Origin of the sequence: Aquihabitans sp. G128, from assembly GCF_019048865.1 — a bacterium.
Taxonomy (GTDB): domain Bacteria; phylum Actinomycetota; class Acidimicrobiia; order Acidimicrobiales; family Iamiaceae; genus Aquihabitans.
In genome coordinates, this window is the sequence record NZ_CP077604.1 from 2,947,841 (window position 1) to 2,972,055 (window position 24,215).

Genomic DNA, 24,215 nt, shown 5'->3' on the forward strand with positions numbered 1-24,215 from the left:
GCTTGCGCCCTGTCCACGCACCACATCGCAAGGGGAACCTCAATGGCTGGATCCGTGATCGTCGCCGGCGCCCGTACGCCGGTCGGGAAGCTGTCCGGCGCGCTCGCCGGCTTCAGCGCCGCTGAGCTCGGTGGCTTCGCCATCAAGGGCGCCCTCGAGCGGGCCGGGCTCACGCCCGAGCAGGTCGAGTACGTCTTCATGGGCCACGTGCTCCAGGCCGGCGCCGGCCAGATCACGGCCCGCCAGGCCGCCGTCAACGCCGGCATCTCCATGGGCGTGCCCAGCACCACCGTGAACAAGGTCTGCCCCTCGGGCATGCACGCCATCTACCTGGCCGACCTCATGATCGGCGCCGGCGAGGCCGACGTCGTCGTCGCCGGTGGCATGGAGTCCATGACCAACGCCCCGTACCTGCTCCCCGGCGCTCGCGGCGGCTACCGGATCGGTGACCAGAAGGTCGTCGACTCGATGATGTACGACGGCCTCTGGGACCAGTTCGACCACGTCGCCATGGGCGCCAGCACCGAGGCCTACTGCGGCAAGGAGCCCCAGGGCATCTCCCGCGAGGAGCAGGATGCCTTCTCCGCCGCCTCGCACCAGCGGGCCGCGGCCGCCCACAAGAACGGGCTCTTCGACGACGAGATCGTCTCGGTGTCGGTCCCCCAGCGCAAGGGCGACCCGCTCACCGTGTCCGAGGACGAGGGCGTGCGCGGCGACACCACCGCCGACACCCTCGCCAAGCTCCGCCCGGCGTTCGACAAGGCCGGCAACATCACCGCCGGCAACGCTTCGCAGATCTCCGACGGCGGTGCTGCGGTCATCGTCATGTCCAAGGCCAAGGCCGAGTCCCTCGGCATCGAGTGGCTGGCCGAGATCGTCGGCTACGGCCAGGTGGCCGGGCCCGACGCCTCCCTCCTGCACCAGCCGTCGAACGCCATCACCAAGGCGCTCGAGAAGGCCGGCAAGTCGGTGTCCGACGTGAGCCTGTTCGAGCTCAACGAGGCGTTCGCCGCCGTCGGCATCGCCTCCATGCGCGACCTCGGCATCTCCGACGACGTCACCAACGTCAACGGCGGCGCCATCGCCATCGGCCACCCGCTCGGCGCCTCCGGCACCCGGGTCACGCTGACCCTCGCCCTCGAGCTGGCTCGCCGCGGCGGCGGCCTCGGTGCCGCCGCCCTGTGCGGCGGTGGCGGCCAGGGCGACGCCATCCTCCTCGACGTCAAGGGCTGAGCGACGCCCACCCGCTGACCGGCCGGGTCCGCCCGGCCACCAGCACGTTCCCTCAGGGGCGGCCTCCGGGCCGCCCCCGAGGCGCGTCCGGGACCAGCGTGCGCCACCGGGCCGCCCGACGAGACCGGTGCTCCATGTCGAACCGGTGACGACGAGGGCGATCGCCCAGGTCAGGCGGTCGCGAGCCCTCGGGCGGCGGCGGTTCGGCAGGGGACCGGCAGAAATGTGCGGATCTGCGGTTTCGCGGCCGGAGACCCGGGGTATCCAACCTCTGCGTCGAGAGGCCCCCCGCTCTCGTCGCAAGATCGCTTGTCACGAAACCGCAACACTGGTAACGTGACCGCAACAACCTTCGTCGAGGTTCCCTCCCCCCCGACCCTCGACGGAAACCACCGGAGCGCCGTTCCAGAACGCCCGACAGCTCGCCCGCCCGCAGGCTGTCTCGGCAGGATCGGCGCTCCGGTCCTTCCCCCTCAGAGCTCGCGGCGGCCTTCGAGCGCTCGGCCCAGGGTGAGCTCGTCGGCGTACTCCAGGTCACCGCCCACCGGCAGGCCGCTGGCGATGCGGGTGACCTTGAGCCCGAGCGGTCCCAGCAGGCGCCCGAGGTACATGGCGGTGGCCTCGCCCTCGATGTTGGGGTTGGTGCAGAGGATGACCTCGGTGATGCCCTCGGGCTCGATGCGCGTGAGCAGCTCCTTCACCCGCAGCTGGTCCGGGCCCACGCCCTCGATGGGGCTGATGGCGCCCTGGAGCACGTGGTAGCGGCCGCGGTACTCGCCGGTCTTCTCCACCGCCACCAGGTCCTTGGGCTCCTCGACCACGCAGACCATGGAGCCGTCGCGCCGGTCGTCGCTGCAGATCCCGCACAGCGGGCCCTCGGAGAGGTTGAAGCAGCGGGAGCACCAGGCCACCCGGTCCTTGGCCTCGCCGATCACCCGGGCCAGCCGGAGGGCGTCCTCCTTGGGCAGCTTCAGCAGGTGGAAGGCGATCCGCTGGGCGGACTTGGGGCCCACGCCGGGCAGCCGGCCGAGCTCGTCGATGAGGTCCTGGACCGGACCGGCGTAGGCGCCGGCCACGTTCAGCTGCCGCCGAAGAGGTTGCCGAGGTCGATCCCGCCGAGGTCGATGTCGGGCTGCTGCAGGTCGCTGAGCTGCTCGACGGCGTGGCGCAGGGCGGCCAGCACGAGGTCCTGGAGCATCTCGACGTCGTCGGGGTCGACGGCCTTCGGGTCGATGGTGACCGACTCGAAGTCGAGCCCGCCGGTGACGGCGATGCGCACCACGCCGCCGCCGGCCACGCCCTCGACGGTGGTCTCGGCCGCAGCCTGCTGCGCGGCCAGCATCTGGCTCTGCATCTGCGAGGCCTGCTCCATGAGGGCCCCGAGGTCGAGGCCGCCGGCCCCGCCGCTGCCGCCACCGAGCAGGGCAGCCAACGGGTCGTCCATCGGGACGCCGGCGAGGTGGTCGCCGTCGCCGCCGTCGGGCAGGCCGCCACCCTGGGCCACCAGGTCGGGCCGGATCGGGGTCTCGTCGTCGGGTTCGGGGGTCATCGGGTCCTCCAGGAGGCGGTCGGGATGGTCACGGGCCGTCGACGAACTCCGAGCCCGGGAAGGCCTCGGTCAGGGCGTCGAGGCCACCCGACGGGGCGTCGGGGGCGTCGTCGAGCTCGTGGACGTCGGTCACGCCGAGGTCGGCGAGGTTCTGCGGTTCGGGCTCGCTCTCCGGGCGGCCGCCGCCGCCGGGCTCGTCGTCGGCGCCCCGGTCGCCGGCTTCGTCGACCACCAGCTTGAGGTGCACCGCCGAGCCGAGCCGAGCCGACAGGGCGGACTCGACCTCGCCGCGCTTCTGCTCGCACTTCTGCTTGTGGACCTCGTTCGGGAACGCCAGCGTGGCCGTGGTGCCGCGCACGTCGACGAAGCGGCCGACGGCGTACATCGCCTTGGCCAGCCCGCCGAGCGACGGGAGGATGTGCTCGTTCCACAGCACCGTGAGCGCGTCCTTGTCGGGCAGGCCCCCGTCGGCCGCGGGGTCGGACGCGGCCGCTGCCGGTGGAGCCGCTGCGGCGGGCGCGGGGGCTTCGGGCGACGGGGCGGCAGCTGGTGCCGGTGCCGCCGCCGGGCGGGGCGGGCGCTGGTCGTCCGGGCCGCGAGACGGGCTCGGGCCCGAGGCGGGCGCCGCCGCCGGAGCGGTGGGCGCCACGGCGCCGGGACCGGCCGGGTCCGGCACCGAGGGCGCCGGACGGGCGCTCGACCCGCCCTTGGCGGCGCGGTTGGCCGCCAGCTGGGCGCGAGCCAGGTCGGCCGGCCGGGCACCGGGCCGGGGCGGGGGCGCCGGTCGACCGGAGGGCGCTTCCGGGGCGGGGGCAGCGGGCGCGGCCGCGGCCGCGGCCGGCGCAGCAGCCCTCGGCTCCGATGGGGTGACCGCAGCCGCCGGCACAGGAGGAGCGGCGGCCCGGGCGGGCGGCGGGGTCGGCGCGGCGGGCGCGGCACCGCCGGCCGGCGGGGCGGGGGCGACGCCGGAGGCGAGGGCCTCCTCGAGCCGGGCGATGCGGGTGATCAGCCCGTCGATGGAGGCGTCGGCGCCGGGTCGGGTGAGCTTCACCAGGGCGACCTCGAGCGGGATGCGCGGGTCCGGCGCCTGGCGCATCTCCTGGAGGGCGTCGCCCACCAGCTCCAGGGCCCGGGTGGTGGCGCGGTCGCCGAGCTGGTCGGCCCAGGCCCGCACCCGCTCGATGTCGCCCGGCGCCAGGTGGTCGGTGGAGCCGCCCATGCGCAAGAGGAACACGTCGCGCAGGCGGTTGAGCACGTTCTCGCCCAGCAGGCGGGGGTCGCGGCCGGTGGCGATGGCGTCGGCCACCGCCAGGAGTGCCTTGCCCGTGTCGCTGCCGGCGATGGCGTCGAGCAGGTCGTCGAGCGACTGGCCGGTGTCGATGACCCCGCCCGAGGCCGCCGCCGTCTCCAGCGCCGAGAGGGTGTCCCGGGCCGATCCGGCGCCCTGGCGCACCACGTGGGTGATGACCTCGGGCCCGAGGTCGAGCCCGGCGTCGTGGATGACCCAGGCGACGTGCTCGGAGAGCTCCTCCACCGACAGCAGGTGGAAGTCGAAGTGCTGGGTCCGGCTGCGGATGGTGGGCAGCACCTTCTGCGGGTCGGTGGTGGCCAGCACGAAGACCACGTGGTCCGGCGGCTCCTCCAGCGTCTTGAGCAGCGCGGCCGACGCCTGCGGCGTCAGCATGTGGACCTCGTCGAGGATGTACACCTTGGTGCGCCCCGGCGAGCCCAGGGCCACCCGCCCGATGAGCTCGCGGACGTCCTCGACCTTGTTGTTCGACGCTGCGTCGAGCTCCTGGACGTCGTAGGACGTGCCGGCGTCGATGGCGAGGCAGCTGTCGCAGGTGCCATCGGGCTCGCCCTCCACCAGGTGCTCGCAGTTGAGCGCCTTGGCCAGGATGCGGGCGGTGGAGGTCTTGCCGGTGCCTCGGGGGCCGCTGAACAGGTAGGCGTGGCCCACCCGCTCGTCCCGCACCGCGTTGCGCAGGGCCCGGACCACGTGCTCCTGGCCCCGCACGTCGGCGAAGCGACGGGGGCGGTAGCGGCGGTAGAGGGACTGGTAGGCCATCGCCGCTCACCCTACCGACCTCGCCCGCCGCCGTTTCGCGCCCTTCGCGCCCTTGCGGGGCACCGGGTGGGAGCCCCAGGGCCGGGGGCGCTATCGTGACCAGGTCCGCACCCGCAGGTGGCGGCCGGGTCCTGTGCATCCACAGCCCGTGAACCGGGTCAGGGCCGGAAGGCAGCAGCTCTCAGCGGAGTCTGAGGAGTGCCGCAGACCGCCCGGTCGCCTCCTGCGGGTGTGGACGAAGCAGTGCCCGGAGGGGTGCGAGAGCGGCCGAATCGGCACGCTTGGAAAGCGTGTGTGGGGAAACTCACCGTGGGTTCGAATCCCACCCTCTCCGCCAGGTTGGCCACGTTCGACGCAGGGAAGCCGCCAGTCACGCTGGCGGCTTCTGTGCGTGCGGGCACTCCAGCGTTTGCCCGTCCGGCGGGGCGGCGAGCGTCGCCACCCCTCGGCACGGGGACGAGCGCTGCGCCGGTCAGGGAGGCTCCGCAGTCCGCGACGATCCTGGTCCCGAGCCGGAGCCAGCATCCTCCTGACGTTGGGAGGCTCACGCCGTGCTGCCGACGCGCGACGGTCCAACCCGGCGTGACATCAGGACCGTGGCCGGGACGATGAGGGAGATGGTGGATGCGCGGTAGAGGTAGACCCCGCGCAGGTTGGGGCCGAGGGCCAAGAGCCAGGTCAGTCGGAACCCACAGAGCCAGCACGCCCACTGCAGGAGGCGTGTCCCCAGGCGAAGGCTCCGGACGACGGGAGCAGCGAGGCACGCTGCTGCGGTGGACGTGAGCAGTGCTGCGTTGGCGATGGAAGCGGGGCCGCCGTCTCCTTGGAACCACAACCAGTAGACGAGTGCGACCGATCTGCGGTGATCGGCGTAGGCCGCCAGCAGCACGTAGGCGATCAAGGCCGCAGCGGGCCCGAACGATGGTCTCCGCCGGTCGTCGGCCATCAGTCCACGGAGAAGGTTCGGGGGGAGGTCACCGTCCAGGTCACCGCCTCGCCTTCGACCGACACCACTCCCCCGTCGGCTGGCGGGGACCTGCGTCCGGCCGCCCCCTCCCGGGCGGTCGCAAACTCGACGGTCAGTGCGTACTCGCCAACGCCACTCGGGTTCCCGGAGGCCCCGAGGCTTGGGGTCTCCGCGCCCCCCTGGCGGCTCTGGCATGCACAGGGAGGACTCACCGTCGTTCGACACGACGGCAAAGCACGTCCCCAGCGCCCCGCGTCGGCGTACTCGGTCTTGGTGAGGCGCCACGCAACCGCTGCCCCGCTCGCTGAGGTTGCCGTTCCCGAGCCGATCTCCCTCGCTGGTCCAGCGTTCTCCTCCGCCCAGAGCGCCGCGTCAGGCTCGTTCGGAGCCGCCTGCCCGGTCGAACGATCGTCGGTCAGCACCGCAAGGGCTGCGAACGGGATGGCGAACACGGCCAACACGAGCAGCCACCACGAGAGCGGAGGCCACGGCGACAGCCGAGCCATCCTGTCGCTGCGCGCAGACTTCTTCAGCATGTGTCGAACGTCTCCCAGCTCGTGGTCTCGTAGTTCAGGCGTCCCGCCAATCGGCCGTAGTACCAACACCTCCTCGAGGGCCAGGAGCCCGAGTCGTAGAAGACGGCGCGACAGGTGTAGCCGCGTGCGACGTCGTCACAATCAGCCCGCTTCTTGTCCACGCCCGAGTCCGCGTCGATCCCGGCCTGACCTCTGGACGTGGCCTTCACCCGAGCCCGTATGTCGACCTGCCGCACCATCGGACCCCTGCGAGTGCCAGCAGTTCCCCGCATCTCGAGACGGAGCCGACCGTCCGCACTGGTCACCCAGTAGCGACCGTCGATGGAGATCGAACCTGAGCCCACGTCGTAGGACTGGTAGCCGTGATGATCTTCCCCCATCAAGCAGCTTGGCAGGAGGGTCGCACTGAGCATTGCCAGCACGATCACCCGTGATCGCATGTGGGCTCCCTTTCGCTTCGATACGCCGAGAACCATCCGTAGAGCCACCACTCGACGCCTGGTGACTCGTGGTTGGCAACGACCGGCCTCCGACAGTCCCTTTCGCTACTTGACCGTAGCGCTACGCATAGATAGCGTCGAAGGGGCCCCCACCCGGCCTCCCTCGGCGCACGCCGGCCCACCCCATCGAGCCGCTGGTGGGCGGTGGCAGCACCCGCTGTCGCCGCTGTGGCACCACCGACGATGGGGAAGCTGTGTTCACATCACCGAGGTTGGGACGGATCGCCGTCACCGTGCTTGCCGTGGCCAGCGCGCTGACGGCCTCGGCGTGCAAGCCGCCGCCCGTGCACTGCAAGATCACCACCTACAAGTACGACTACCAGACCAAGCTGGGGCCCTTCACCAAGACGTGGTTCACGCTCTACAACGAGATGCGGTTCTGTTACAACGGCTACACCGTGACGTCCATCACCGCCGGGTACACCGACAACCGCACGTCGGTCCCCACCCCGCCCTACACCCGAGATGGCGTCGACAGCACCACCCGGCTCGAGAGCTACCTCAGCGACCGCAACCGCAAGCGGGCCTACAACTCGAGCCGGCACGCCATCGGCTGCGTCAAGATCATCAACGGCTTCGACATCACCCTGAACCAGCGGGGCTATCCCGACGGGTCGGTGCAGAAGTGGCACAGCACCCCCAACGCCGCGACGGACTGCTGATGCGACGCAACTGGAACCAGATCGGCGGCGAGCTCATCGTGGTGCTGACCCTGGCGATGTGGTCCGGGCAGCTGTGGTGGCCTCTGCTGTGCGCCGTCGTGCTGCTGCCGGGGTTGCGCTCGCTGTGGCGGCACCCCCGCACCGCAGCCTGACCAGGCGGGCCCGCTCGAAGGTGACGGGCCCCCAGCCGCTAGGCCTCGGCGAGGCCGTGCCAGGTCCAGCGGGGGACGGCGGGCGCGCTCGGCAGCGGGGCGCCCTTCGGCGCGTAGGACATCATCTGGGCCACGGCCCAGGCCATGTAGTCGGCCAGGGCCGTCCGGAGCTGGCGGTCGCCGGGGATGTCGGCGTCGTCGAGGGCGGCGAGGAAGCAGGTGAGGAAGTTGGTGCCCATGGCCGCTTCGGCGTCGGTGTGGGCGTGGATCTGCACCAGCGCGCCCTGGTCCGACAGCTCGTCGGAGAAGGTCGACGGGCCGCCGAACACCTCGGCCCAGTAGGCCGCCAGGCGCTCCACGTGGTCCGGCCGCGTGCCGTGCGAGAAGGGGTGCTCGAGCACCGGGTCGGCCAGGCACCGGGCATGGTGCGCCGCCGCCAGACGTAGGAACGCCGTCGCCCCGCCGGCTGCATCGTAGATCGTCGGTCGCCCCATCCCGCCGAGCTTCGCACCCCACGGCCCCTCCCGCGCCCGAACCCCCCGCAACTTGTGGGCCCACGCTGCCGTTTTCGGCGCTCTCGGCCCACAAGTTCCAGCGGGTGAGGCCCGCCCCCCTCAACTTGTGGGCCCACGCTTCCCTTTTCGGCGCTCTCGGCCCACAAGTTCCAGGGGGTGGGGCCTGCCCCCTCAACTTGTGGGCCCACGCTTCCCTTTTCGGCGCTCTCGACCCACAAGTTCACGGAGGTGGCGGCGCGGTGCGACTGGTCGGTTGGGGTGGTTGGTCCGGTTGGTCTGATGGCTGGTCGGGGTAAGAGGGCGGCCATGGCCTCCGCCCGCCCGACCACCTCCCGCCTGCTGCTGGCCGCGGCGCTGTCGCTCGCCGTGGTGGCGTGCAGCGCTTCCGGCGAGCGCTCCGGCACCACGTTGCCGAAGCCGTCGAGCCCCAGCACCACCGCCGCTCCTGGCCGCACCACCACGACCGGCGGCAAGGACACCACGACCACCACGACCGAGCCGAGGGACGACGACGGGGTGGAGCCGGTGGCCGTCGGCACGTGCTGGGCGCCGAGCACGCCCGAGGAGCTGCGCGAGGTGTCCCAGCAGGCCGACGAGGTCGACTGCGACGAGCCCCACGGCAGCATCACGGTGGCCACCGGGACGATCCCCGACGACCTGGCCGCCAAGCTCTCGGCCAAGGTCCTCGACGGGAACCCGGACGACTCCTCCACCTACGAGCCGGTGCAGGCCGCCGGCTCGGCCGTGTGCACCGGCGAGTGGAAGCGGGTGGAGAAGCGGAGCAACTTCGACCCGAAGTCCACCTACGCCAGCAGCGTCCGCCGGGCCACCAAGCTGGTCCGCACCTTCTGGCTGCCCACCGGCGACCAGTGGGACGCCGGCGCCCGCTGGGTGCAGTGCGACCTCCAGACCGCCGACGGCACCGAGTTCGAGCTCGACCTCGACGGCCTGTCGCAGCTCGCCACCCGCAACGTGCCGGCCGACCTCGTCCTGTGCCTCACCGACGACGCCGGCGACGGCACGCCGGTCCCGTGCGACAGCTCGCTGGCCCGCTGGCAGGCCACCACCGTCCTGCAGGTGGCCGCCGACCAGCTACCCAAGGACCAGGCCGGCTACGAGGCGGTCCAGCTCAAGGGCGTGCCGGTGTGCGGCCAGCTCACCAAGCGGGCGGTGGGCGACGTGGGCCAGCGCTTCTACAAGCTCTTCGCCGACTCGTCCGTCGAGCTGTTCGACGGGTCGTTCACCTGCGCGGTGAGCGTGAAGCCCCCGGTCACCAAGCCGCTCGGCACCTGACGTCGGCCGGCCGCCGGAGGTCGGGCGCGTCCGGCCCGCCACCCTGCTCCCCCTAGGGTTTCGGCGCGAATTGTCCGAATCGGTGCGGGAGAAGAACGAATGTCCGACGGTGCGCTCACCGAGAACGCCTGGCTGCTAAAGAGCAAGGTCAACCCCTTCCCGGTGGGAGGTGAGCTGGCCTTCCAGGACGGTCGGCTGACCTTCGAGCTCGGGGCCCTGGCCGGCGAGGCCTTCGTGGGCTGGGTCGAGGAGGAGCTGGGCACCGAGGGCCTGGCCGATCGCCTCAAGGCCGGCGAGAAGGTCAAGGCCTTCGACCACGGCCTCGACGAGGTCGAGGTGTCCTGGCCGAAGCTCTACGCCGGTGCCTGGATGCAGGTCGAGCCCAAGGGCGGGGGCCGCACGTGGCTCGTGGCCTACGACTACCCGTCGGGCGGCTCGATCGGCCAGACGCTGAGCCTGATGAGCGGCCGCAAGAAGGGCAAGGCCTGGAAGAAGGCGCTCGGCGTCTGAGCCGTGCCGGGCGCGGTCGGCCCTAGCCTCACGGCGTGACCGACCAGCCGCCGCAGGACGCCGCCACCACCGAGGACGAGGCCATGGGCGTGGCCCTCGACCTGGCGCGAGGCGGCCGCCGCCGGCGAGGTGCCGGTGGGCGCGGTGGTCCTGGTCGACGGTCGGGTGGTGGCCGGCCGCCGCAACGAGCGCGAGGCCACCGGCGACCCCACGGCCCACGCCGAGGTGCTGGCGCTGCGCGACGCGGCGGCGGCCGTGGGCGAGCGGCGCCTCCACGACGCCACCCTGGTCGTCACCCTCGAGCCGTGCCCGCTCTGCGCCGGCGCGGTGTGGGCGGCCCAGGTGGACCGCGTCGTCTATGGCGCCGCCGACCTGCGGGCCGGGGCCATGGGCTCGCTCTACAACTTCGCCCAGGACCAGCGGCTGAACCACACCACCGCGGTGCGCTCGGGCCTGCGCGCCGAGGAGGCCGCCGGGCTCCTCACCGCCTTCTTCGCCGACCGGCGCTGAGCCGGCTCGAGCCCGCTGGGGAGCCCGGCACCCGGCCTCGGTGGGCGCCGCACCCCGATCGGCCTTGGGGCCGGGGTGGTCGCGTTGGCTATCGTCGTGAGCGGAGGGCTGCCAGAGCGGACGAATGGGACGGTCTCGAAAACCGTTGTGGCTGCAAGGTCACCGTGGGTTCAAATCCCACGCCCTCCGCCACCACGATCCGGTCCGGGCCGCAAGGCCCGGGCCGGGTCGCGCCCAGGGCCCGCTCAGACGCCGGCCACCGCGCCGCCGTCGACCACGTACTCGGCACCGGTGACGAACGAGGCGTCGTCCGATGCGAGGAACAGCACCACCCGGGCCACCTCGTCGGGTCGCCCGTACCGGGGGATCGGCCGGTCGACCAGGGCCTCGGGGTCGTGGAAGGCGGCGATCATGTCGGTGTCGATCGGGCCGGGGTGCACCGAGTTCACGCGGATCCCGTCGTGGCCCAGCTCGATCGCCGCGCTGCGGCTCAGGCCGCGGAGGGCGAACTTCGACATCGAGTAGGCCGACAGCCCGCCCACCCCCTGCAGGCCGGCGATGGACGAGATGTTCACGATCGACCCGCCGCCGGCGCCGCGCATGGCCGGGGCCACGGCGCGGATGCCGAGGAGCGCACCGATGAGGTTCACGTCGAGCGCGTCCCGGAACGTCGACAGGTCGGCGTCCTCGATGCGGCCCACCGGCATGATCCCGGCGTTGTTCACCAGGACGGTCGGCGGCCCGAACGCCTCGACCGCAACGGCCACCACCGCAGCCCAGGCCGCCTCGTCGCGCACGTCGAGGGCGGCGAAGCGGGCGGCGTCGCCCAACCGGTCGCCCAGCGCGGCCCCGGCGTCGGTGGCCACGTCGGCCACCACCACCCGGGCGCCCTCGGCCACGAACGCCTCGGCGGCCGCCACCCCCTGGCCGCCGGCGGCGCCGGTGATGATGGCCACCCGGCCGGCCAGGCGACCGGTCACCCGAACACCCCGACGAACAGGTCCGGGTCGGAGCGGCGGAGGCGCTCGAGGTTGGCCTCCCACATGTTCGGCAGGAAGTGCTTCTGGTACGCCGCCCGGCCGTTGCGGACCTCGGCCTCGGGCAGCTCGGTGCCGCCGATGGCCTCGCACTCCAGGTGGTAGCGGGCGGCCTCCTCGAGCATCACGGCCTCGATGGTGGCCTGCTCGAGCGACTGCGACGCCACGATGGCGCCGTGGTTCTTCATGAGCACCACCCGCTTGTCGCCCAGGGCGTCGACGACATCGAGGTGGGGGCGCACGCCGTCGTCGGCGAAGGTGGCCTGGTCCTCGTGGAACAGCACCGAGGCGACGTTGTACATGCCGATCGTGCGGTCGGTGGAGGAGAACACCGAGACGTGGTGCGAGTGCAGGTGCACGATCGCCTCGACGTCGGGCCGCCGCTGGTAGATGGCGGCGTGGAAGTTCACCGCCGGCGAGAACGCCATCTGCCCCACCCGGGCCTGCAGGTCGAAGCCGAGCTGGACCACCCGCTCCGGCGTGGTCTGGTCGAAGTACTCCAGGCCGGTGACCCAGAAGGCGTCCTCGCCGTGGGCGCGGGCGCTGACGTGGCCGCCGATGTTGCTGTCGCAGCCCTGGCGGTAGAGGATCCGCCGGGCGGCGGCGATGCGGAACCGGATGTCGGTGACGTCCACGGGAGCCTCCTCAGAACTGGTCGGGGTCGGTCCGGGCCGCCTCGGGCACCGGGTGGTCGAAGAGCTTGGACGCGTTCTCCCACGTGAGCTTGCGCACGTCCTCGGCCGGGAAGTGGCCGATCTGCTGGTGCAGCAGCTCGTGGGTGTCGGGCCACGTGCCGTCCTGGTGCGGGTAGTCGGTCTCGAGCAGCACGTGGTCGATCCCGATCAGGTGGCGCTGCTCCAGCGCCGAGGGGTCGTCGATGGCGCAGAACCAGAAGTTGCGCTGCATCACCTCGCGCGGGGTGAGCTCGATCCCCTCCCACGTGCCGTAGACCGACTGGTAGCGGGCGACGTGGTCGAGCCGGTCGAGCAGCCCGGCCACCCAGCCCAGCCCGCCCTCGGACAGGCAGATCTTGATGTTCGGGAACCGGACCGGGATCTTGGAGTACAGCCAGTCGACGGCGGCGAACATGGCCCAGCCGAAGAACAGCACCCCGATGGTGTCGGCGGGCGCGTCCGAGGAGGTGGTGGGCGCGCTCGACGAGGAGCCGACGTGCAGGCAGATCACCGTGCCCGTCTCCTCGCACGCCGCCATGAACGGGTCCCACCAGCCCGTGTGCAGCGACGGCAGGCCGAGGCGCTCGGGGAGCTCGGGGAAGGTGACGGCCCGGAAGCCGCGGGCGGCGTTGCGGCGGACCTCTTCGGCGGCCAGCTCGGCGTCGAGGAGCCACGGCACCTGGCACGGGATGATGCGCCCCGGGTGGGTGCCGGCCCACTCCTCCAGGTGCCAGTCGTTCGAGGCCCGCACCACGGCCAGGGCCAGGTCCGGGTCGCTCACCCCGAGCTGGTAGCGCTGGCCGGCGAAGCCCGGCAGCGACGAGGGGAAGTTCAGCGAGGCGTAGACCCCGTTGAGGTCCATGTCGTGCACGCGGGCATCGATGTCCCAGGCGCCGCGACGCATCTCGTCGAAGCGGCTGGGCTCGAAGCTGCGCTCCTCCATGGGCCGGCCGACCACGGCGTTCAGGCCGACCTTGTAGTGGCGCTGGCCGTCGTAGAGCCAGTACTCCATGCCCTCGTCGTCGAGCTGCACCTTGGGGGCCAGGTCCGCGTAACGGGCGGGCATGCGGCCTTCGAAGAGGTGCGGCGGCTCGACCAGGTGGTCGTCCACCGAGATCAGCGTGAACCGGCGGGGGCGGCGCTCGGGGTCGGGCAGGAACGTCACCTGCTCGGGCTTGGAGGTGACGAAGAACCCGGGGCGCTTCTCCAGGTCGTCGAAGTCGATCGAGCCGGTGCTCACAGGACGGCCACCGGGTTCACGGGGCAGCCCGTGCCGCCCGGGATGCGCAGCGGGTTGACCGCCAGCAGGAACGACCAGCGACCCCGCTCCGCGCAGGCGGCGGCGATGGGCCCGAGGTCGAGGTTGTCGATGAGGTGCAGGCCGATGGCCACGATGCCCACCTGGTGGATGGGGAACGGCCAGCCCGGGATGGTCCGCAGCGGCATGCGGTCGGAGATGCCGTCGGAGCCGAGGACCGAGATCGAGCGCTCGTGCAGCCAGGGCAGGCACTCCGGGTGGAGCCCGGCCAGCCCGGCGCCGATGGGGTCGAGGTTGCCGCGGGCGTCGGTGCGGCGGGCGTCGCGCCCGGTGGAGATGACGAGGAAGTCGCCAGCGCCGACGGTGACGCCCTGGTCGGCCTCGGCCTGCTCCAGGTCGGCGACACCGATGGTGCCGGCCCCGTCGAGGAAGTCGACGCCGCGCGCTCGGGGGATGTCGAGCAGGACGCCGCGGCCCACCAGCCCGTCGGCCAGGGTCATGACCGTGTTCGCCTGGGCGCCGTCGCTGCGGACCTCGGTGCCGGGTCGACCGCCGAACATCAGGCCGTGCACGAACATGTGGGAGAGGGCGTCGATGTGGGTGATGCCCAGCCCGTGCACCTGGGTGCCCACGTAGTCGCCGCAGGCCTCGTAGCCCGGGATGCCGGTGTGGGAGATGGCGTCGCCCGCCGCCAGCATGTGGTGGTGGGCGGGGAACGGCGTCTCGGCCGACGGCTGCAGCGGCAGGTCCCGGCCCAGGCTGACCACGGCGCCGTCGACCACCAGGGCGGCGGCGGCGGCCCGGTGCTCGGCGGTCTGGTGGTTGAGCGCGGCGCGCTCGTCGCCATCGCCCCAGCGGTCCCAGTTCTTGAGCCGCTCGAACAGCGCCTCCATGTCGGCCGCGGTCGGCTCGTCCAGCACCGCTCCGCTCGCCGGTCGCTCGTTCCCCTGCACGTGACGCTCCCCGTCTAGGCTTACAAGCGTTAGTTTACGCACGGATCCGGCGCCCGCCGGGTCGCTCGTCCGACCGGAGGTGCCGATGGCCAGGTTCGCGTTGCGGGGCGCACGGGTGGTCGACGGCACGGGGGCGCCGGCGATGGCGGCCACCGTGGTGGTGGCCGACGGGCTCATCGAGTCGGTCGGCGTCGAGCCCGACGGCGACGTCGAGGTGGTCGACCTCGACGGGATGGTGCTGGCCCCGGGGTTCATCGACCCCCACACCCACTACGACGCCCAGGTCCTGTGGGACGCCGACCTCACGCCGTCGTCCTGGCACGGGGTCACCACCGTGGTGACCGGCAACTGCGGGTTCGGCATCGCCCCCACCCGGCCCGAGCACCGCGACACCGTCATGCGGGTGCTCGAGAACGTCGAGGGCATGCCGCTCGACGCCCTGGTCGAGGGCATCCCGTGGACCTTCGAGACCTTCCCCGAGTACCTCCGGGCCCTGGACGCGCTGCCGCTCCAGCTCAACGTGGCGCCGCTGCTCGGCCACACGCCGCTGCGCTACTTCGTGATGGGCGACGACGCCACCGAGCGGGCGGCCACCACCGACGAGCTGGCCGCCATGCGGGCGCTGGTGGCCGAGGCCATGGACGCCGGCGCCATCGGCTTCTCGTCGTCGCGGTCCACCAGCCACGTCGGCGCCCACGGCCGGCCGGTGCCCAGCCGGGCCGCCACCCTCGACGAGCTCGACGAGCTGCTCGAGCCGCTGCGCGAGCGCGACGCCGGCTACTTCGAGATCACGTGGGGCCCGGACTTCCACGTCGACGAGGCCGCCGCCGTCGCCAAGCGCATCGGCCGGCCCGTCTCGTGGGCGGCGATCATGGCCAACCGCCGCCACCCCGGCGAGGCCGTGCGCACCGCCGAGCGGGTCCGCGAGGCCGGCGGCCGCGTCCACCCGCAGATCGCCTGCCGGCCGATCGTGGTGCAGGTCGCGCTGAGCGACCCGGCGTCGTTCGCCATGGCCGCCGCCTTCACCGAGGTGCTCGCCCTCCCCCGGGAGCAGCGAGCTGCGCTCTACGCCGACGCCGCCTGGCGCCGCCGCGCCGAGGCCGACCTCGAGGTCCCCTTCGGCAAGCTGCTGGACGGTGCCGTGGTCACCGAGAGCACCGTGCACGCCCACCTGGTGGGCGGCCCCACGCTCGGGGAGCTGGCCGCCCAGCAGGGCGTGGCCCCCATCGACGTCATGGTCGAGCTGTCGCTGGCCGAGCAGCTCGAGACCCGGTTCACCGTGCCCATGGTCAACGACGACGACGACCAGATCGGCGAGCTGCTCGGCGACCCCGCCCTGCTCCTCGGCCTCTCCGACGCCGGTGCCCACACCAGCCAGCTGTGCGACGCCAACTACGCCACCTGGCTGCTGAGCCACTGGTGCCGGGACCTCGGCGTGCTCACCCTCGAGCAGGCGGTGTGGCGCCTCACCGGCCACCCGGCCGAGGTGCTGGGCATCGACCGCCGCGGCCGCATCGAGGCCGGGTTCCACGCCGACCTGGTGGCGTTCGACCCCGACACGGTGGGCACCGGGCCCGCCCAGCGGGTGCACGACCTGCCCGCCGGCGTCGACCGCCTCGTGGCGCCCAGCCAGGGCATCGTCCACACCTGGGTCAACGGCACCGCCATCTGGTCCGACGGCGCTGCAGTCGTCGGCGCCGGCCCCGGCCACCTGTTGCGCGGCGGGGCCACCGCCGACGGCTACACCGGTCCCTGATGCCCACCGCCACCAACCCCCGACGGGAGCACCCCTGTGTCGCGCCGTGACGAGATCCTCGAGGTCGCCAAGGTCCACATCGCCGAGCGGGGCTACGCCAACAGCTCCATGCGCGACCTCGCCGAGGCCGCCGGCCTGCTGGCCGGGAGCCTGTACTCCCACTTCAAGTCCAAGGCCGAGCTGGTCCGCGACATCGTCATCCATTTCTACGACGAGCTCCTCCCGGCGCAGGAGGCGGTGATCGCCGCCGGGGGCACCGGGGCCGACCAGTTCGCCGCCATGCTGCGCGCCGTCCACGCCGTGTGCAGCCGCCACCGCGAGGAGCTCACGATCCTCCACTACGACTGGCACACGCTCTCCCAGCTCGACGAGCTGGCCGACGTCCACGCCCAGAGCCTGCGCACGCTCGACCTCTGGAAAGCCGTGATCCAGACCGGCCAGGCCGACGGCTCCATCCGGGCCTCCGTCGACGCCGAGTCGCTGGTGCGCATCGCCACCAGCTCGATCCACGCCCTGATCGACACCGTCCGCTACACCACGCACCCCCTGCCGGCCGAGCGCAGCGCGGAGAGCGCGGCGCTGCTGCAGGAGGTCCTGCTCACCGGGATCACCACCACGAGCACCAAGGCGGCGGCCCGCAAGCCGGCGGCGAAGCGCCGCCAGCCCGTGACCGCCACGGGGAGCGACTGATGCACGACCTGTTGATCACCGGAGGGCTCGTGGTCGACGGGACCGGCGTGCCCGGGCGGGTGGCCGACGTCGCCATCGCCGACGGGAAGGTGGTGGGGATCGGCCGCCACCGCGGCGAGCAGGCCCAGCGCACCATCGACGCCACCGGCCTGGTGGTGGCGCCCGGCATCGTCGACGCCCACACCCACTACGACCCGCAGGTCACCTGGGACGGGCTGTGCGACACCTCCACGCTGCACGGCGTCACCACCGTCGCCGCCGGCAACTGCGGCTTCGGGGTGGCCCCCTGCCACGCGGATGACCGGGAGTACCTGCTCCAGCTGTTCGCCCGAGTCGAGGGCATGGACCTCGACGCGCTCGGCCGCATCGAGGCCGGCTTCGAGACGTTCCCGGAGTTCCTGCGGAGCCGCGAGGGCCGGCTCGGCGTCAACTTCGGCATGTACGTGGGCCACTCGGCCATCCGCCGCTGGGTCATGGGCGACGCCTCGTTCGAGCGCGAGGCCACGGCCGACGAGGTGGCCGCCATGGTCCACCTGGTCGACGAGGCCCTGCAGGCCGGCGCGCTGGGCTTCTCGTCGTCGCTGGCGCCCACGCACCTCGACCTGGCCGACCGCCCGATCCCCAGCCGGCTCGCCTCGCTCGACGAGGTGCGCGCCCTGGCCGACGCCGTGGGCCGCTACGGCCGGGGGTCCATCGCCTTCGCGCCGGAGAGCGCGGTGGAGGGCATCTCGCCCGAGGACCGCGACCTGCTCATCGAGCTGGCCCGCCGGGGCGGCGTCCCCTCGATCACCCAAGGGCTCGGCGGCCGGTCGAAGGTCGACGCCCCCACGAAGACCTGGGAGGAGTCGCGCCGGTTCCTCGACCGCTCGGCCGACCTGGGCACGCCGGTGTACTCGCTGCTCATGACCCGGGCGCTGAACGGGCCCTTCACCGTGGCCGAGGGCACCTCCCGCTACGAGGGCGTGCCGTCGTGGCACCGGCTGATGACCGCGTCGCTGGACGAGAAGCGGCGCATCCTGGCCGACCCCGCCGAGCGCGAGGCCCTGCGCCACGGCATCGACCACCCCAACCTCGACCCCAGTCAGGGCACCACGCTCCCGCCGCCGTTCTGGGAGAGCCTGCGGCTGTCCGACACCCGGGTGGCCGAGGACCAGCGCTGGATCGGTCGGGCCATGGCCGACATCGCCGCCGAGCGGCGGGTCCACCCGGCCGACGCCCTGCTGGACCTGGCGGTGGCCGATGACCTCGAGGCGGTCTTCCACTGGTCGAACGAGACCCCCGCGTGGCGCGAGCTGCTGCGGGACGTGCAGCGCCACCCGCAGATGATCGTGGGCGTGTCCGACGGCGGCGCCCACCTCGACCGCGACGACGGCCAGGAGTGGTCCACCCACTTCCTGGCCACGTGGTGGCGCAGCGAGCAGGTGTGGCGCCTCGAGGAGGCCATCCGCCTGATGACCGCCATCCCGGCCTCGATCCTGGGCCTGACGGACCGGGGCGTCCTGGCCACCGGCCGCGCCGCCGACGTGTTCCTGTTCGACCCCGAGCGCATCGACGTGGGGACGTGCCGGCGCGAGCAGGACCCGGTGCTCGGCGTGCCCCGGTTCCGCGGCGTGCCGGTCGGCATCAACGCCACCATCGTCAACGGCGAGGTCGTGGTCGAGGACGGCCAGCGCATGGAGGCCCGGCCCGGTCACGTGGTGCGGCCCTCGTGAGCACGCTCCTGCTCGGCACCGACGCCCAGCCGGTGCGGGACCTGGCCCGCGCCCTGGGCGCCGAGCTGGTGGTGGTGCCCGACGTCGACGGGGCTCCGGGCCACGACGGCACCGACTGGGCCTGGGCCGACGCGCTGGAGGCGTGGCGCACCGAGGCTGCCGCCGGGCCGGCCACCGGCGCGGTCGTGGTGGCTGCCTGGACCGGGGACCTCGGAGCGCCCACGCCGCTCGACGACCTCGACCTCGGCGGCTGGGTGGCCCGCCACGAGGTGGCGTTCGGCCGCTGGTTCGCCGCCCTCGGCGTGGCGGCGGCGCGCTGCGGCGACCACGGCGCGATCGTGGCGGTGGTCGACAAGGCCGCACCGCTCGACTGCGCGGGCCGAGCGGCCGAGACCGGGGTGGCCGATGCGGTCGAGGCCCTGGCCCGGTCCCTGGCCCGCAGCGAGGGCCCTCGGGGCGTGCGGGTCAACACCGTCACCACCCCCGTCCGCCTCACCAGCCCTCCGGTGGTGCTCCCGGCGCCGCCGCTCGCCACCTTCCCCGGCACCATCGCCGTGGAGGTCGCCGGCGCGGTCCGCACGCTGCTCGGGCGGGACGCGGTGGGCATCACCGCCACCACCGTCCACGCCGACAGCGGGAGGACGGGACATTGAGCCGGGTGGTGCTGGTCACCGGGGCCACCGGCGGCGTCGGCCGGGGCATCGCCCTGGCCTGCGGCGAGGCCGGCTGGACCGTGTGGATCGCGGCGCGCCGCGAGGCCGAGGGCACCGCAGTGGCCGACGAGGTCACCGCCCTCGGCGGCCAGGGGCGCTTCGTGCGCTGCGAGGCCGGGGAGCCCGCCTCGGTGCAGGAGGCGGTGGCCACCGTGGTCGCCACCGACGGCGCCCTGCACGGCGCCGTGCACAACGCCACCAGCGGCCTCTCCCCCCGCCCCGGCTCGGTCGCCGACACCACGCTGGCCGACCTGCGCGACCACGTGGCGGTCTCGGTGCGCGGCACCTACCTGCTGGCCCGCGAGTCGCTCCCCCACCTCGAGGCCGTCGGCGGCGCGCTGCTCGTGCTCACCAGCGAGGCGGGCTTCGAGGGCAAGGCCCGCCTGCCCGCCTACGCCGCGGTGAAGGCGGCGCAGCGCGGCCTCGTGCGCGCCCTCGCCCGCGAGTGGGGGCCGAAGGGCGTGCGGGTCAACGCCCTCGCCCCGCTGGCCGCCACGCCGGCGGTGGACGAGGCGTTCCGCCGCGACCCCGCCATGTCCGAGCGGGTGCTGGGCCGCAGCCCCATGGGCCGCCTCGGCGACGCCGCCACCGAGATCGGCCCGGTCGCCCGGTTCCTGCTCGGCCCCGACGCCGCCTTCCTCACCGGCAGCACGCTGCTGGCCGACGGCGGCTCCTGCTCGATCAGCTGAGCGAGGCCACCGCGCCGGCCACCGGCGTGCCGTCGAAGAACCGCGGGTTCTGGTCCAGGAACAGCTGGGCCGGGTTGCGGAACACGAACTGGGCGAACTGGTCCTCGGTGAGGATGCCGTCCTCCACCAGCTCGTAGGCCTCCTCGACCACGCCGGTGATGTCGCCGGCGTCCCAGTGGCCGATGTCGGAGCTGAAGATCGGCTTGAGCTGGAAGCCGTGGCTGTTCGCCGGGCTGAACGCGTAGGCGATGGTGCGGTCGTCGGCCTCGCAGCCGAAGTAGAAGGAGCGGCTGAACCGCTCGATGAGCGCCTCGGGGTCGGTGGCGCCCAGGTGGCGCCACTCGTCCTGCTCCGCCGGCGGCACGCCGATGCCCGGGATGGTGGCCAGCCCGGCCCGCACGTCGTCGCCCGCCGCCAGCAGCTCCGGGCCGTGGCGGCGCATGAGCGCCTCCAGCTCGTCCCAGTCGATGCCGGCCGGGTCGAGCGGCTCGAGGCCCTCGGGCCGGCGCTTCTCCCAGTGGTCGAGGAGGTCGTTGAGCAGGATGGCGGCCCAGCCGACGCCGCACTCCAGCACCGCGAAGCCCTGGTTCGGGAAGCGGGTGGGGACGCCGCCCATGAACAGCGACTTCACCAGCGTGTGCATCCGCTGGGCGAAGGACCCGACGTGGTTGAAGCTGTAGTTGGTCACCGACGTGAAGCTGCCGGTGGGCATGTTGCCCAGACCGCCGTGGAACGTGATGGCGAAGCCGAGCTCCTGGGCCTTGGCCCACACCGGGTCGTAGTCGTGGGCGCTGTCCAGGCCGAAGCTGTCGAACCAGTGGCTCTGCCCCGGGAGCAGGAACGGCGAGCCGGCTTCGGGCTCGGGGATGGGGCGGGTGACGCCCTCGGGCAGGGCCACCACCTTGAAGCCGAGCTCCGCGCAGTGCTGCAGCTCGGCCAGCGCCTCGTCCGGCGTGTGCATGGGCACCACGCCGGCCATGGTGAGGCGATCGGCGAAGGGCCCGTAGGTGGCGGCGTAGAACTCGTTGAAGCCGCGGCACACGCCGGCCCGCAGATCGTCGTCGCCGATCCCGGCGATGCCGAAGCCCTTGGTCGGGTACAGCACGGCGAAGTCGAGCCCGAGCTCGTCCATGCGCTCGTACATCAGGGCCGGCGCCGCCGCGGTGGCCAGGTCCCGGGTGTTGCGGGCGGGCGTGCCCCACCACGCGCTCTGCGGGGTGCGGGTGGCCAGGCGACGGTCGTTGTCGGCGTCCATGATCCGGTGCAGCGGGCTGGACTGGTTCCGGTAGCGCTCGAACGCGGCGGGCCCGAGCGCCTCGCGCAGGTGGGGCTCCACCGCCGGGAGGTACTCGAGCACGTGCCCGTCGGCGTCGATGATCGGGTGGCCCAGCCGGGCCCGGATGTCCTGCGAGGTGGCCACGTCGTCGTCCCCTGCCGTGCTGCGTCTTCCGAAATACTTCCTAACACTTGTTAGCCTATGGTGCAGGCGCCGGGGACGCCGAGCGAGGGAGCAGCACCGTGGGCATCGACGCAGCAGGGGCCGCGGAGCTGGTCGATGGGCTGGCCAGCCGGGGCATGGTGGTCGGCGGCGACCGCTCGACGGTGGGCGGCGCCGGGCGCTACGAGCACCACAACCCCACCACCGGCAGGGTCCAGGCCACGGTGCCGCTGGCCGGCGCCGACGACGTCGACGCGGCCGTGCAGGCCGCTCGGGCGGCCCTGCCGGCATGGCGGGCGCTGCCGCCGAACGAGCGCATGGCCGCCCTGCACCGCCTGGCCGACCTCCTCTCGGCCCGGCGCAAGGAGGCCGGCGCCGTCAACGCCCTCGACAACGGCACGCCCGTGAGCGCCATGGACTCCGGCGGCTACGCGTCGGGCTTCGTGCGCTACTACGCCGGTTGGGTCGACAAGCTCGAGGGCGAGGTGGTGCCGGTCCACGGGGGCGGCGGCTTCGACTACGTCGTGCCCGAGCCCTACGGCGTGATCGGGGCCATCGTCCCGTGGAACGGCCCGATGATGGGCATGGGCCAGAAGTGCGGCCCGGCCCTCGCTGCGGGCAACACCGTGGTGGCCAAGCCGCCCGAGATCGCCCCGTTCGGCGCCATCGCCTTCGCCGAGCTGGCGCTGGAGGCGGGCCTGCCGCCGGGCGTGGTGAACGTGGTCCCGGGCGGCGCGGTCGCCGGCGATGCGCTGGTCCGCCACCCCGGCGTCGACAAGGTGTCCTTCACCGGCGGCACGGCCACCGCCCGCCTGGTGATGGCTGCCGCGGCCGAGACCCTCACGCCCCTCGCCCTGGAACTGGGCGGGAAGTCGGCCAACGTCGTCTTCCCGGACGCCGACCTCGACGTGGCCGTGTCGTCGGCGGCCTTCCTCGGCGCCACGCTGCTGAGCGGCCAGGGCTGCGCACTGCCGACGCGGCTCTACGTCCACGACGACGTGTACGAGGAGGTCGTCGAGCGCCTGGTCCGTCAGGTGGCGGCGGTGGCGGTGGGCGACCCGCTCGATCGCCGCACCCTCATGGGCCCGGTGGTGACCGAGGCGGCGTGCGAACGGATCCTCGGCGTGATCCGACGGGCGCAGGCCGAGGGCTCCGGCACCCTGCTCACCGGCGGCGGGCGGCTCGACGGCGACCTGGCCGGCGGGTGGTTCGTGGCCCCCACCGTGTTCGGCGACGTCGACCACGCCAGCGACCTCGCCCGCAACGAGGTCTTCGGCCCGGTCCTGTCGGTGCTCCGGTTCTCCGACGAGGACGAGGTCCTGGCCAAGGTCAACGACAGCGACTACGGCCTCGGCGCCTACCTCCACACCCGCGACGTGTCCCGGGCCCTGCGCCTGGCCGCGGCCTTCGACGTGGGCTCGGTCACGGTCAACGGCTTCCCCGGCGGCTCACCGGGCGCCCCCTTCGGCGGCGTGAAGCAGAGCGGCTTCGGCCGCGAGGGCGGGAAGGCCGGCCTCGAGGAGATGGTCCGCCGCAAGAACGTCTTCATCGCCACCTGAACCGGCTCAGCGGCCGCCGGGGGTGAGGGCGCCGAAGCGGGCGATCTCGCGGTCGAGGTCGAGGGGCTGCGGCCGCACCGAGGTGGGGGCCTCGACGCCTTCGAGGTGGGCCCGCGGCACCACCCAGCAGACCTCGAACTCGAGGCCGTCGGGGTCCTTGGCGTAGAGGCTCTTCGACGCGGTGTGGTCCGAGGCGCCCACGAGCGCCCCGGCGGCGAGGAGCTTCTGCTCGAGCTCGGCGAGGTCGGCCAGCGTGGGGACCTCCCAGGCCAGGTGGTACAGCCCGACCGTGGCCCGGCCGGCCATCGAGGGGCCCGCCCCGTCGCCGATGGTGAAGAAGGCGATGTCGTGGTCGTTCTCGGAGTCCGGCGCCCGGAGGAACTCGCCACCGGGGAACGAGGCGACGGTGGAGAACCCGAGGACGTCCCGGTAGAAGGCGGCGCTCTTGGCGGCGTCCCGGGCGTAGAGCACGGCGTGGTTCATGCGGGCGATGCCCATGGTGACCTCCTCAGGTCGGGTCGGTGTGGTCTCGGCGGGTGCAGTCGGGGAGCAAAACGAGCAGGGGCGCTGCGAGCGGAGGGGCGGGATCCTCCGTCGCAGCGCCCCAGAGCGAGATCAGCTGGCGAGGACGGCTTCGACCTCGAGGATGACCTTGATCTTGTCGCCGACGACGACGCCGCCACCGTCCATCGGGATCTCGAAGTCGACGCCGAACTCCTTGCGGGAGATCTCGGTCTCGGCGGAGAACCCGGCGCGGGTGCCGCCCCACGGGTCGGGGTGGACGCCGTTGAACTCGAGGTCCAGCACGACGGACTTGGTGGTGCCCTTGATGGTGAGGTCACCGGTGACCTTGAAGTCGCTGCCCGAGGGCTCGACCGAGGTGGAGGTGAAGGTCAGCTTGGGGTGGTTCTCGACCTCGAAGAAGTCGGCCGACTTGAGGTGGCCGTCACGGCCCTCGTCCCGGGTGTTGATCGAGGAGAGGTCGACCTCGGCGGTGACCGAGGAGGCCAGCGGGTCCTCGGCGATGGTGATGGTGCCTTCGAAGGTCTCGAAGTTGCCCTTGACCTTGGAGACCATGAGGTGGCGGACGCTGAAGCCGACCTCGGAGTGGCTGGGGTCGATGGTCCAGGTGCCGGCGGGGATCTCGGGGTTGGTCATGGTGGGACTCCTTGGGTGGGTGAAGCTTTGATCGTTGAACTGACAACCACTTTACCCGAATTCGTTGAAGTGTCAACCACTTC

The 24,215-nt window shown here is 72.9% G+C and carries 26 protein-coding genes, 2 tRNA genes and 1 other RNA gene; 15 read left to right on the top strand and 14 right to left on the bottom strand.

Features of this window, described 5'->3' with window-relative positions:
- Positions 1–42 precede the first annotated feature (42 nt).
- Complete coding sequence (locus KSP35_RS14120) at positions 43–1,233, top strand: acetyl-CoA C-acetyltransferase (protein WP_216996447.1); 1,191 nt, start codon at positions 43–45, stop codon at positions 1,231–1,233.
- 473 nt (positions 1,234–1,706) lie between these two features.
- Here KSP35_RS14120 and recR read toward each other — a convergent pair whose 3' ends face one another.
- From recR to dnaX, 3 genes are read right to left on the bottom strand one after another with little or no spacing between them, the layout of a single operon-like run.
- Positions 1,707–2,309, bottom strand: coding sequence for a recombination mediator RecR (recR, locus tag KSP35_RS14125; RefSeq protein ID WP_254126772.1), 603 nt, complete (start codon positions 2,307–2,309; stop codon positions 1,707–1,709).
- A gap of 2 nt (positions 2,310–2,311) precedes the next feature.
- A complete protein-coding gene (locus KSP35_RS14130) occupies positions 2,312–2,782 on the bottom strand; it encodes a YbaB/EbfC family nucleoid-associated protein (protein WP_216996448.1) in 471 nt (156 codons plus the stop codon).
- Between the two features lie 28 nt (positions 2,783–2,810).
- Complete coding sequence (gene dnaX, locus KSP35_RS14135; RefSeq protein ID WP_216996449.1) at positions 2,811–4,850, bottom strand: DNA polymerase III subunit gamma/tau; 2,040 nt, start codon at positions 4,848–4,850, stop codon at positions 2,811–2,813.
- Between the two features lie 122 nt (positions 4,851–4,972).
- Between dnaX and ffs the strand changes: the two genes are divergently transcribed.
- Positions 4,973–5,071, top strand: an RNA gene (gene ffs, locus KSP35_RS14140) — signal recognition particle sRNA small type.
- A 28-nt stretch (positions 5,072–5,099) separates the two neighbouring features.
- Positions 5,100–5,187: transfer RNA gene (locus tag KSP35_RS14145), tRNA-Ser, on the top strand.
- Positions 5,188–5,394: 207 nt separating this feature from the next.
- Here KSP35_RS14145 and KSP35_RS14150 read toward each other — a convergent pair.
- The 3 genes from KSP35_RS14150 to KSP35_RS14160 are packed head-to-tail and all read right to left on the bottom strand — an operon-like array spanning position 5,395 to position 6,562.
- Positions 5,395–5,796 carry a hypothetical protein gene (locus KSP35_RS14150; RefSeq protein WP_216996450.1) on the bottom strand — a complete coding sequence of 134 codons (402 nt, stop codon included), beginning with the start codon at positions 5,794–5,796 and terminating at the stop codon, positions 5,395–5,397.
- The gene (locus KSP35_RS14155) at positions 5,796–6,353 is read right to left on the bottom strand and encodes a hypothetical protein (RefSeq protein WP_216996451.1); all 558 of its coding nucleotides are present in this window, start codon (positions 6,351–6,353) and stop codon (positions 5,796–5,798) included. Before KSP35_RS14155 ends, KSP35_RS14150 begins: the two co-directional genes overlap by 1 nt.
- Positions 6,347–6,562: a hypothetical protein gene (locus KSP35_RS14160; protein ID WP_216996452.1), complete on the bottom strand. Its 216-nt coding sequence runs from the start codon at positions 6,560–6,562 to the stop codon at positions 6,347–6,349. Before KSP35_RS14160 ends, KSP35_RS14155 begins: the two co-directional genes overlap by 7 nt.
- A gap of 533 nt (positions 6,563–7,095) precedes the next feature.
- Here KSP35_RS14160 and KSP35_RS14165 point away from each other — a divergent pair.
- Complete coding sequence (locus KSP35_RS14165; protein ID WP_216996453.1) at positions 7,096–7,515, top strand: hypothetical protein; 420 nt, start codon at positions 7,096–7,098, stop codon at positions 7,513–7,515.
- The gene (locus KSP35_RS14170) at positions 7,515–7,667 is read left to right on the top strand and encodes a hypothetical protein (protein ID WP_216996454.1); all 153 of its coding nucleotides are present in this window, start codon (positions 7,515–7,517) and stop codon (positions 7,665–7,667) included. The genes KSP35_RS14165 and KSP35_RS14170 overlap by 1 nt, the downstream gene beginning before the upstream one ends.
- Positions 7,668–7,705: 38 nt before the next feature.
- Here the strand turns inward: KSP35_RS14170 and KSP35_RS14175 are convergent, their stop codons facing one another.
- The gene (locus KSP35_RS14175) at positions 7,706–8,161 is read right to left on the bottom strand and encodes a hypothetical protein (protein WP_216996455.1); all 456 of its coding nucleotides are present in this window, start codon (positions 8,159–8,161) and stop codon (positions 7,706–7,708) included.
- 327 nt (positions 8,162–8,488) lie between these two features.
- Here KSP35_RS14175 and KSP35_RS14180 point away from each other — a divergent pair, with 327 nt between their 5' ends.
- The 4 genes from KSP35_RS14180 (at position 8,489) to KSP35_RS14195 (ending at position 10,687) form a co-directional block, all read left to right on the top strand.
- Positions 8,489–9,475, top strand: a complete 987-nt coding sequence (locus KSP35_RS14180; protein ID WP_216996456.1) for a septum formation family protein — start codon at positions 8,489–8,491, stop codon at positions 9,473–9,475.
- A gap of 99 nt (positions 9,476–9,574) precedes the next feature.
- The gene (locus KSP35_RS14185) at positions 9,575–9,985 is read left to right on the top strand and encodes a hypothetical protein (RefSeq protein ID WP_216996457.1); all 411 of its coding nucleotides are present in this window, start codon (positions 9,575–9,577) and stop codon (positions 9,983–9,985) included.
- A 135-nt stretch (positions 9,986–10,120) separates the two neighbouring features.
- On the top strand, positions 10,121–10,495 hold the full coding sequence (locus KSP35_RS14190; RefSeq protein ID WP_254126773.1) for a nucleoside deaminase: 375 nt from the start codon (positions 10,121–10,123) through the stop codon (positions 10,493–10,495).
- A 102-nt stretch (positions 10,496–10,597) separates the two neighbouring features.
- Positions 10,598–10,687 (top strand) — tRNA-Ser (locus KSP35_RS14195).
- 53 nt (positions 10,688–10,740) lie between these two features.
- Here KSP35_RS14195 and KSP35_RS14200 read toward each other — a convergent pair.
- From KSP35_RS14200 to KSP35_RS14215, 4 genes are read right to left on the bottom strand one after another with little or no spacing between them, the layout of a single operon-like run.
- Positions 10,741–11,475: an SDR family NAD(P)-dependent oxidoreductase gene (locus tag KSP35_RS14200; RefSeq protein WP_216996459.1), complete on the bottom strand. Its 735-nt coding sequence runs from the start codon at positions 11,473–11,475 to the stop codon at positions 10,741–10,743.
- Entirely contained in the window at positions 11,472–12,167 is a 696-nt protein-coding gene (locus KSP35_RS14205; protein WP_216996460.1) for a class II aldolase/adducin family protein, read from the bottom strand. Before KSP35_RS14205 ends, KSP35_RS14200 begins: the two co-directional genes overlap by 4 nt.
- A 10-nt stretch (positions 12,168–12,177) precedes the next feature.
- Positions 12,178–13,446, bottom strand: coding sequence for an amidohydrolase family protein (locus tag KSP35_RS14210; protein ID WP_216996461.1), 1,269 nt, complete (start codon positions 13,444–13,446; stop codon positions 12,178–12,180).
- Entirely contained in the window at positions 13,443–14,417 is a 975-nt protein-coding gene (locus KSP35_RS14215) for a cyclase family protein (protein WP_216996462.1), read from the bottom strand. Before KSP35_RS14215 ends, KSP35_RS14210 begins: the two co-directional genes overlap by 4 nt.
- Before the next feature lie 85 nt (positions 14,418–14,502).
- Here KSP35_RS14215 and KSP35_RS14220 point away from each other — a divergent pair, with 85 nt between their 5' ends.
- From KSP35_RS14220 to KSP35_RS14240, 5 genes are read left to right on the top strand one after another with little or no spacing between them, the layout of a single operon-like run.
- Positions 14,503–16,173, top strand: a complete 1,671-nt coding sequence (locus tag KSP35_RS14220) for an amidohydrolase family protein (protein ID WP_216996463.1) — start codon at positions 14,503–14,505, stop codon at positions 16,171–16,173.
- Positions 16,174–16,209: 36 nt separating this feature from the next.
- Positions 16,210–16,863, top strand: coding sequence for a TetR/AcrR family transcriptional regulator (locus KSP35_RS14225; RefSeq protein WP_216996464.1), 654 nt, complete (start codon positions 16,210–16,212; stop codon positions 16,861–16,863).
- Positions 16,863–18,575, top strand: a complete 1,713-nt coding sequence (locus KSP35_RS14230) for an amidohydrolase family protein (RefSeq protein ID WP_216996465.1) — start codon at positions 16,863–16,865, stop codon at positions 18,573–18,575. The genes KSP35_RS14225 and KSP35_RS14230 overlap by 1 nt, the downstream gene beginning before the upstream one ends.
- On the top strand, positions 18,572–19,228 hold the full coding sequence (locus KSP35_RS14235; protein ID WP_216996466.1) for a hypothetical protein: 657 nt from the start codon (positions 18,572–18,574) through the stop codon (positions 19,226–19,228). The genes KSP35_RS14230 and KSP35_RS14235 overlap by 4 nt, the downstream gene beginning before the upstream one ends.
- 5 nt (positions 19,229–19,233) lie before the next feature.
- Positions 19,234–19,977 (top strand): SDR family NAD(P)-dependent oxidoreductase, encoded by a 744-nt coding sequence (locus KSP35_RS14240; protein ID WP_216996467.1) that lies wholly within the window; start codon positions 19,234–19,236, stop codon positions 19,975–19,977.
- Here the strand turns inward: KSP35_RS14240 and KSP35_RS14245 are convergent.
- Positions 19,970–21,397 (bottom strand): amidohydrolase family protein, encoded by a 1,428-nt coding sequence (locus KSP35_RS14245; RefSeq protein WP_216996468.1) that lies wholly within the window; start codon positions 21,395–21,397, stop codon positions 19,970–19,972. The two genes, KSP35_RS14240 and KSP35_RS14245, sit on opposite strands and share 8 nt — an antisense overlap.
- Positions 21,398–21,552: 155 nt before the next feature.
- Here KSP35_RS14245 and KSP35_RS14250 point away from each other — a divergent pair, with 155 nt between their 5' ends.
- The gene (locus KSP35_RS14250; RefSeq protein WP_371748980.1) at positions 21,553–22,974 is read left to right on the top strand and encodes an aldehyde dehydrogenase; all 1,422 of its coding nucleotides are present in this window, start codon (positions 21,553–21,555) and stop codon (positions 22,972–22,974) included.
- Between the two features lie 6 nt (positions 22,975–22,980).
- Here the strand turns inward: KSP35_RS14250 and KSP35_RS14255 are convergent, their stop codons facing one another.
- The gene (locus tag KSP35_RS14255; protein ID WP_216996470.1) at positions 22,981–23,472 is read right to left on the bottom strand and encodes a VOC family protein; all 492 of its coding nucleotides are present in this window, start codon (positions 23,470–23,472) and stop codon (positions 22,981–22,983) included.
- A 117-nt stretch (positions 23,473–23,589) separates the two neighbouring features.
- Positions 23,590–24,132, bottom strand: a complete 543-nt coding sequence (locus tag KSP35_RS14260) for a YceI family protein (RefSeq protein WP_216996471.1) — start codon at positions 24,130–24,132, stop codon at positions 23,590–23,592.
- Positions 24,133–24,215 lie beyond the last annotated feature (83 nt).

Bases quoted from the DNA above. Each gene is read 5' to 3' on its own strand.
- KSP35_RS14120 (WP_216996447.1), top strand. From the start codon at position 43: ATGGCTGGATCCGTGATCGTCGCCGGCGCCCGTACGCCGGTCGGGAAG.
- KSP35_RS14130 (WP_216996448.1), bottom strand. From the start codon at position 2,782: ATGACCCCCGAACCCGACGACGAGACCCCGATCCGGCCCGACCTGGTG.
- dnaX (WP_216996449.1), bottom strand. From the start codon at position 4,850: ATGGCCTACCAGTCCCTCTACCGCCGCTACCGCCCCCGTCGCTTCGCC.
- KSP35_RS14150 (WP_216996450.1), bottom strand. From the start codon at position 5,796: ATGGCCGACGACCGGCGGAGACCATCGTTCGGGCCCGCTGCGGCCTTG.
- KSP35_RS14155 (WP_216996451.1), bottom strand. From the start codon at position 6,353: ATGCTGAAGAAGTCTGCGCGCAGCGACAGGATGGCTCGGCTGTCGCCG.
- KSP35_RS14170 (WP_216996454.1), top strand. From the start codon at position 7,515: ATGCGACGCAACTGGAACCAGATCGGCGGCGAGCTCATCGTGGTGCTG.
- KSP35_RS14175 (WP_216996455.1), bottom strand. From the start codon at position 8,161: ATGGGGCGACCGACGATCTACGATGCAGCCGGCGGGGCGACGGCGTTC.
- KSP35_RS14180 (WP_216996456.1), top strand. From the start codon at position 8,489: ATGGCCTCCGCCCGCCCGACCACCTCCCGCCTGCTGCTGGCCGCGGCG.
- KSP35_RS14185 (WP_216996457.1), top strand. From the start codon at position 9,575: ATGTCCGACGGTGCGCTCACCGAGAACGCCTGGCTGCTAAAGAGCAAG.
- KSP35_RS14220 (WP_216996463.1), top strand. From the start codon at position 14,503: ATGGCCAGGTTCGCGTTGCGGGGCGCACGGGTGGTCGACGGCACGGGG.
- KSP35_RS14230 (WP_216996465.1), top strand. From the start codon at position 16,863: ATGCACGACCTGTTGATCACCGGAGGGCTCGTGGTCGACGGGACCGGC.
- KSP35_RS14250 (WP_371748980.1), top strand. From the start codon at position 21,553: ATGGTGGTCGGCGGCGACCGCTCGACGGTGGGCGGCGCCGGGCGCTAC.
- KSP35_RS14255 (WP_216996470.1), bottom strand. From the start codon at position 23,472: ATGGGCATCGCCCGCATGAACCACGCCGTGCTCTACGCCCGGGACGCC.
- KSP35_RS14260 (WP_216996471.1), bottom strand. From the start codon at position 24,132: ATGACCAACCCCGAGATCCCCGCCGGCACCTGGACCATCGACCCCAGC.